Annotated in this window: 5 protein-coding genes and 2 pseudogenes; 6 read left to right on the plus strand and 1 reads right to left on the minus strand. The window is 70.7% G+C overall.

Annotation, left to right across the window (positions count from 1 at the left end; translation table 11 throughout):
* Nucleotides 1-37: 37 nt before the first annotated feature.
* The 6 genes and pseudogenes from rlmB to A5787_RS27565 form a co-directional block, all read left to right on the plus strand.
* Nucleotides 38-805: pseudogene (rlmB, locus tag A5787_RS25940) on the plus strand (23S rRNA (guanosine(2251)-2'-O)-methyltransferase RlmB); the annotation flags it as partial.
* Nucleotides 806-1,774 (plus strand): glycerophosphodiester phosphodiesterase, encoded by a 969-nt coding sequence (locus A5787_RS25945; RefSeq protein ID WP_066972574.1) that lies wholly within the window; start codon nucleotides 806-808, stop codon nucleotides 1,772-1,774.
* Between the two features lie 68 nt (nucleotides 1,775-1,842).
* A pseudogene (locus A5787_RS25950) lies at nucleotides 1,843-2,154 on the plus strand (glycosyltransferase); the annotation flags it as partial.
* 73 nt (nucleotides 2,155-2,227) lie between these two features.
* On the plus strand, nucleotides 2,228-4,855 hold the full coding sequence (locus A5787_RS25955; protein WP_066972579.1) for a LuxR family transcriptional regulator: 2,628 nt from the start codon (nucleotides 2,228-2,230) through the stop codon (nucleotides 4,853-4,855).
* Between the two features lie 89 nt (nucleotides 4,856-4,944).
* Nucleotides 4,945-5,133, plus strand: coding sequence for a hypothetical protein (locus tag A5787_RS25960; RefSeq protein ID WP_066972582.1), 189 nt, complete (start codon nucleotides 4,945-4,947; stop codon nucleotides 5,131-5,133).
* A gap of 55 nt (nucleotides 5,134-5,188) precedes the next feature.
* Nucleotides 5,189-5,335 (plus strand): hypothetical protein, encoded by a 147-nt coding sequence (locus tag A5787_RS27565; protein WP_156764142.1) that lies wholly within the window; start codon nucleotides 5,189-5,191, stop codon nucleotides 5,333-5,335.
* Here A5787_RS27565 and A5787_RS25965 read toward each other — a convergent pair.
* A partial coding sequence (locus A5787_RS25965; protein WP_066972584.1) for an SLC13 family permease occupies nucleotides 5,332-6,303 on the minus strand: 972 nt, incomplete at its 5' end. The genes A5787_RS27565 and A5787_RS25965 overlap by 4 nt on opposite strands.

Below are 6,303 nucleotides of genomic sequence, written 5' to 3' on the forward strand. Positions count from 1 at the left end.
ACTGTGACTGGGCCCGCTTGGCGGCCGGGTGGTGGGGGCGCAGGTGCGCCGGCCCCCCAAGCGCACCGATGAGACCGAAACGGTGCTGGGCCGCAACCCGGTGCTGGAGTGCCTGCGCGCCGGCGTCCCGGCGACCGCGCTTTATGTTGCCCTCGGCACCGAAGCCGACGAGCGACTCACCGAATCCGTCGCGCGCGCGGCCGATTTGGGCATCGCGATCCTGGAGGTGCCGCGCGCCGACCTGGACCGGATGACCACCAACCACCTGCACCAGGGCATCGCCCTGCAGGTGCCGCCGTACAACTACGCCCACCCCGACGACCTGCTGGCGGCTGCCAGCGACTCGCCGCCGGCGCTGCTGGTCGCGTTGGACAACATCTCCGATCCCCGCAACCTCGGCGCGATCGTGCGCTCGGTCGCCGCGTTCGGCGGCGACGGCGTGCTCATCCCACAGCGGCGTTCGGCCTCGGTGACGGCGGTGGCCTGGCGCACCAGCGCCGGCGCCGCGGCGCGCGTCCCGGTGGCGCGGGCCCCCAATCTCACCAGGGCGCTGAAGGGTTGGGCCGACGCCGGGTTGCGCGTCATCGGATTGGACGCCGGCGGGGACACCGCCCTCGACGACCTGGACGGCACCGACCCGCTGGTCATGGTCGTCGGATCGGAGGGTAAAGGCCTGTCCCGGTTGGTGCGCCAGACCTGCGACCAGGTGGTGTCGATTCCGATGGCGGGTCGCACCGAATCGCTCAACGCCTCGGTGGCCGCCGGGGTGGTGCTTGCCGAAATCGCCCGCCAGCGCAGGCATTAATTGATAGCTCGCCTCGTCGCTGCGCTGCTGGGGCTGGGGCTGCTTGTTGCGTCGCCGGCTTCGGCGCAACCGGCCGGGTTCGACCTGCAGGCCCATCGCGGCGGACGCGGCGAAACCACCGAGGAATCCCTGCGGGCTTTCGCCAAGTCGCTCGAATTGGGCGTCAGCACACTCGAACTCGACATCGGCATCACCAAGGACTCCCAGCCGCTGGTGTGGCACGACCCGACGATCGACGCGGAGAAGTGCACCGACACGGCGCCCGCGTTCGCCGGCGACCCGGCGTACCCCTACGTCGGCAAGCTCGTGCACGAGCTCACCCTCGTGCAGATCCGCACGCTCGACTGCGGCAAGCGCCTCGCCGAATTCCCCGACGCCGAAGTGGTGCGCGGCAACAAGATAGCGACGTTGCCCGACGTCTTCGCGCTCACCGACGCCTATCGCGCCGGGGTGCGCTTCAATATCGAGACGAAGGTGGAGGCCGACAACCCGGGCGCCTCGGCCGGACCCCAGGAGTTCGTCGACGTGATACTGGCGGCGGTCCGGTCGGCGGCCAAGGTCGACCGGGTGGAAATCCAGAGCTTCGACTGGCGAACGCTCCCGATGGTGCACCGGGCGGAGCCGTCAATTCCCTTGGTGGCCTTGTACGACGAGCTGACGTGGGCGCCGGGTTCACCGTGGCTGGCCGGCGAGTCCGCGGACCTGATCGGCGATCCGATGATCGGCGCGCTGCTGGTGGGCGCCAGCATGGTTTCGCCCGATTACGCGTTGGTCACCGGGAAGGCCTACGTCGATCGCGCGCACGCGTTGGGGCTCAGGGTAATCCCGTGGACCGTCGATGGCGCCGGCGCCATGCGCGAGCAGATCGGTTATGGCGTCGACGGCATCATCACCGACTTCCCGACGCTGCTGCGTGGGGTGCTGGCCGGGCTCGGCCTGCCGCTGCCGGCGGCCTACCACCGGGCCTAGTTGCGGCCTGGCGTCGGCCAAGTCGATCTGCTCATCGCAGAACTTCCCGGCCGGTCGCAATTTCGCGGACGCACGGCGGGATGGGCGCGACGCAGAAGGCGCTCGCCCGTGGCATACCGGTCTGCGTCGTGCCCTACGGGCGCGACCAGCTCGAGGTCGCGCGGCGCGTCGAGGTGGCCCGGTGCGGTACCCGCCTGCCGGCAAAGAAACTGTCACCGTCGCGATTGCGCACGAACGTGCGGGAGGCAATGACGATGACCGACGGGGCGCAACGGGTGGCAGCCGGCTTCAAGGCCACCGGCGGCACGCGTCGCGGCGCAGATCTCTTCGAGCATCGCCTGCTCGGCCTCGACGTCGGCCGACCGCAGCAAAGCGGGTAGCGGGCGCAGATCCGCGCACCGAAACGCCGATAAATCGTTCCGCCGGACCCCGTCGCACCGTTATAGTCTCCGCGTGATCAGCGTCGAGTCGCTGACCGGGCGTGACAGCGAACTAGCGATCATTCGCCGCGCACTGGTCGGGGCTGGCAAGCACTCCGGCGTGGTGATCGCCGGAGCCGCCGGTGTGGGCAAGACCAGGCTGGCCCGCGAAGTGCTGCGCCGCGCCGAGGCGTCCGGCGAGCGGACGAAGTGGATCGTCGGCACCGAGTCGGCGTGTGCCCTGCCGCTGGGGGCGTTCATCGGCTCGCTCGGTGCCGCGCTGTCGGATCCGCTGGCGAACGTGCGCCGCGTGATCGATTCGTTTGTCGCGCAACAGCGTAGGGCTCGCGTGGTGCTCGGTGTCGACGACGCCCACCTGCTGGACGGGTTGTCCGCCCTCGTCGTTCACCAGCTGGCGCAGTCGGGTGGCGCCCGCCTGGTGGTCACGGTACGGACCGGCGGCGAGGAGCCCGACGCGGTGACGGCGTTGTGGAAGGACGGGCTGTTGGCCCGCCTCGATCTCGAACCGCTTTCGGCCTCGGCCACGCGCGAACTGATCGAAGGCACGCTCGGCGGCCCGGTCGACGCCCGCAGCGCGGCTCGGTTCCGAAAGCTGACCGGGGGGAACACGCTGTTCCTGCGGCAGCTGCTGACCGATCAGATCGCGGCCGGGCGGATGCGGGAACTGGCCGGTGTGTGGATGTGGGACGGCGACGTCGCGGTCTCGGCGACCCTGTCCGACACGGTCGCCCGCCAGATGGGTCGGCTCAGCCCGGGGGTGGCACGGGTGCTCGACACGCTGTCGCAGTGCGAGCCGTTGGCCGTTGACGCGCTCTGCGATCTGGTGCGTCGCCCCGACCTGGCGGTTGCCGAGAGCATGGGCCTGGTGAACGTCGAGCGCACGGGCGGCGGCCTGATGGCCAGGCTGGCGCACCCGCTGTTCGGTGAGCTGCGCCGCGCGAGCGCCGGCGAGATGTACTTGTCGGGAATCCGGGGCGGGCTGGCGACGCGGCTGGCACAAGACGGTGACGCCGACATACAGGCGACCGTGCGACGTGCGCTGCTGAGCCTCGAGTCCGACCTTGAGCCCGAGCCCGAGCTGTATCTGGAGGCGGCCCGGCATGCCATGACGCTGCTGGATCTGGACCTGGCCGACCGGTTCGCGACGGCGGCCACGCAAGCCGGGGCGCCCGGCGCGGCCGAGGTGCGGGCGATGAACCTCGTCCTGCTCGGGCGCGGCGAGGACGCCGAGACGGCGCTGCGCGACATGGCCGACACCGCGTCTCCTGACGGCCATCACTGGGCGACGGTGCGGGCGGCCAACCTGATCTGGATCCTCGGCAAGCCCCAAGTCGCCGCGGCGATCCTGGAAGATCTCGCCGCGGGCGGTGAAACCCCGGCTCAGGCGGCGGAGCGTCTGGCCGTGCAGGCGTGCTTGGACGCGGTGTCCGCGCGCTGCGGTCTTGCGGCCGAAAATGCTCGGGCTGCATTGTCTTTCGAAGCCTTGCCCGGCTTTCACGCGATGATGGCGTCGCTTGCGGTGATCATGGCGATGGGGGCGCTGGGGCAGGTCGATGAACTCGCGAGCGTGGCGGAGCAGGCGCTGCGGCGCGCGACGACGTCGTTCCAGGCCTCCCATATGCGATTCTGGTTCGGAGCGGTATACGGCCGCGCCTGTCGGTTGACCGGCCGCATCGACGAATTCGTCAGCACGGCAAAGCAACTGGCCGACTCGGCACGCGATGTTCCCGGCCTCGCCTATGCGAACCTGGCCCTCCTGCTAGGCAACGCCGAACTGGTTCGCGGCGCTGCGGCCGACGCGGTGCGGTTGGTGCACGAAGCGCTGGCCGGAGCCGAAAGACACTCCGTCACGACGGGTTTACGGGCGGCGAGCTACTTCGCACTGGCCGAGGCCCACGCCAAGCTCGGACAGGCCACCGAGGCGAACGACGCCGTCGCCGGTGCGCGGTCGTGCGTGCCGTCCGACTACTTATTCATGCACACCGCCCTCTCGCTGGCCGAGGGGTGGGCCATGGCGGCAAGCGGTCGCCTGGGCGATGCTGTGACGAGCGCCCAGCAGGCCGCGCAACTTGCCCGCGACCGCGGCCAGCCCACCCACGAGCTGGCCTGCATACAGGCCGCGGCTCAATGGGGCGACGCCTCGCAGGCCGCGCGGGCGCGGGAGCTGGCCAAGGCTTTGTCGCTGCCGCTGGCCGACGCCGTCGCGTTGCATGCGCAGAGCTTGCTCGCCGGGGACGGCGAGGGCTTGCTGGCCGCGTCGGGGGCCTACCGGCGGATCGGCGATCTCGCCGCGGCCGCCGACACCGCGGCTCAGGCCTCCGTCGCCTGCGACGAGCGCCAGCACCATCGGCGCGGGCTTTACGCCGCGGCGCTGGCCAAGGAACTGGCCGACAACTGCGGCGGTTTGTGCACGCCGGCGCTGCGGACCCCGGCCGGTCTCAAGTTGTCGGGCCGCCAGCGCGATGTCGTCGAGCTCGTCGTGGCCGGCCTGTCCAACCGCCAGATCGCCGAGAACCTGGTGATGTCGGTGCGCACCGTGGAGGGCCACGTGTACCGCGCCTGCCAGCGGGTCGGGGCGCAGTCCCGCGAGGAATTGGCCTCGATCGTCAGGTCCGGACCGGGCGACGGCGGAACCGGCTGACGCCCAGCCCTCGCCAAGTCGAGTAGCCGACCACGCATGCGGACGCATCGAATTCGGCCATACCGTGCCTCTGACAAGAGGAGTCGCGCATGGTCGAGATGCTGGAGAACCCCGAAGTCGCCGGGCGCCGGCCGGTGCCGAAGAATCCGCTCCCGTACTGGCGCCGGGTCAAGGCGGTGCGGTCGTACATCGACGGCATCCAGATGCTGTTGGACGCCGGCGGACCCGTCACGAGGTTGTGCTCGGACCGAAGTGGCTGCCGCCCCAGATCGTGCTGATCGCCAGCCCGCAAGGTGCCCGCGACGTGTTGGGCCGCGTCGCGATCACTTCGCGATGCTCGAGGCTACGCTCGCGCCGGCGACGATCGTCCGCACCGCCGACATCGAATCGCTGGAGTCCGACTTTCCGCTGGATACGCCGTTCACGGTGGTCGCCGCCCGGCCGGTCGGCGACCGGGCGCGGGCCGCCTTGCCCACCTAGATGCCCAGTAGTCGCATCGACGCCCACAGCGCCAGCACCGCAACCACCAGCGCCGCCGGCACGGTGCACAGCCCGAGGCGGGTGTACTCGCCGACCCCGGCGTCGACATCGTGGCGGCGCAATACGCGCCGCCACAACAGGTTCGACAGCGAACCCACGTAGGTCAGGTTGGGGCCGATGTTGACCCCGATCAGGACGGCCAGGATGGCCGCGGCGCCGCCGGGCGCGACCAGGGGCAGCAGCACCAGCGTCGCGGGCAGATTGTTCACGACGTTCGCCAGCACCGCGGCGATCGCGGCGATCGCGAGCAGCGCGGGCAGTCCCGAACCCGACGGCAGCACCGACGACATCGCCCTGTCCATCCCGTTGACCATGACCGCACGCACCACCACGCCCAGCGCCAACACGAACACCAGGAACGACACGTGCGCCGAGCGCACGATGTCGGCCACCGACGTGTGCCGACGGCTCAGGCTGCGGACCGCCAGCACCGACGCGCCGATGAGCGCCACCCAGGCGGGGGCGAGCCCCACGGACTGGCCGACCACGAAGCCGGTCAGCGTCAGCCCGACCACCACCAACACGAACACCGGCGGCCGCGGCGCCGGCCCCAGTTCCTCCGGGTCGGGCTGCACGCGCAGGTCACCGGCGAAGAACCACCGGAAGATCACGTACAGCGTGGCCACCGCGCCCAGCCACGGCAACGCCATCAGCGCCGTGAACCTGGTGAACGAGATGCCGGCGGTGTGAAACGCCAGCAGATTGGTCAGGTTCGACACCGGCAGCAGCAGTGAGGCTCCGTTGGCCAAATGTGCCGTGGCATAGGCGTATGGCCGCACCGGGGTGCGCAGCCGCCGCACGGCGACCAGCACCACCGGGGTCAGCAGCACCACCGCGGCGTCCAGGCTCAGCACGGCGGTGATCAGGGAGGCGATGACGAACACCCGCCCCAGCAGGCCGGCGGAGAC

It is taken from the genome of Mycobacterium sp. 852002-50816_SCH5313054-b (genome assembly GCF_001667185.1).
GTDB lineage: Bacteria > Actinomycetota > Actinomycetes > Mycobacteriales > Mycobacteriaceae > Mycobacterium.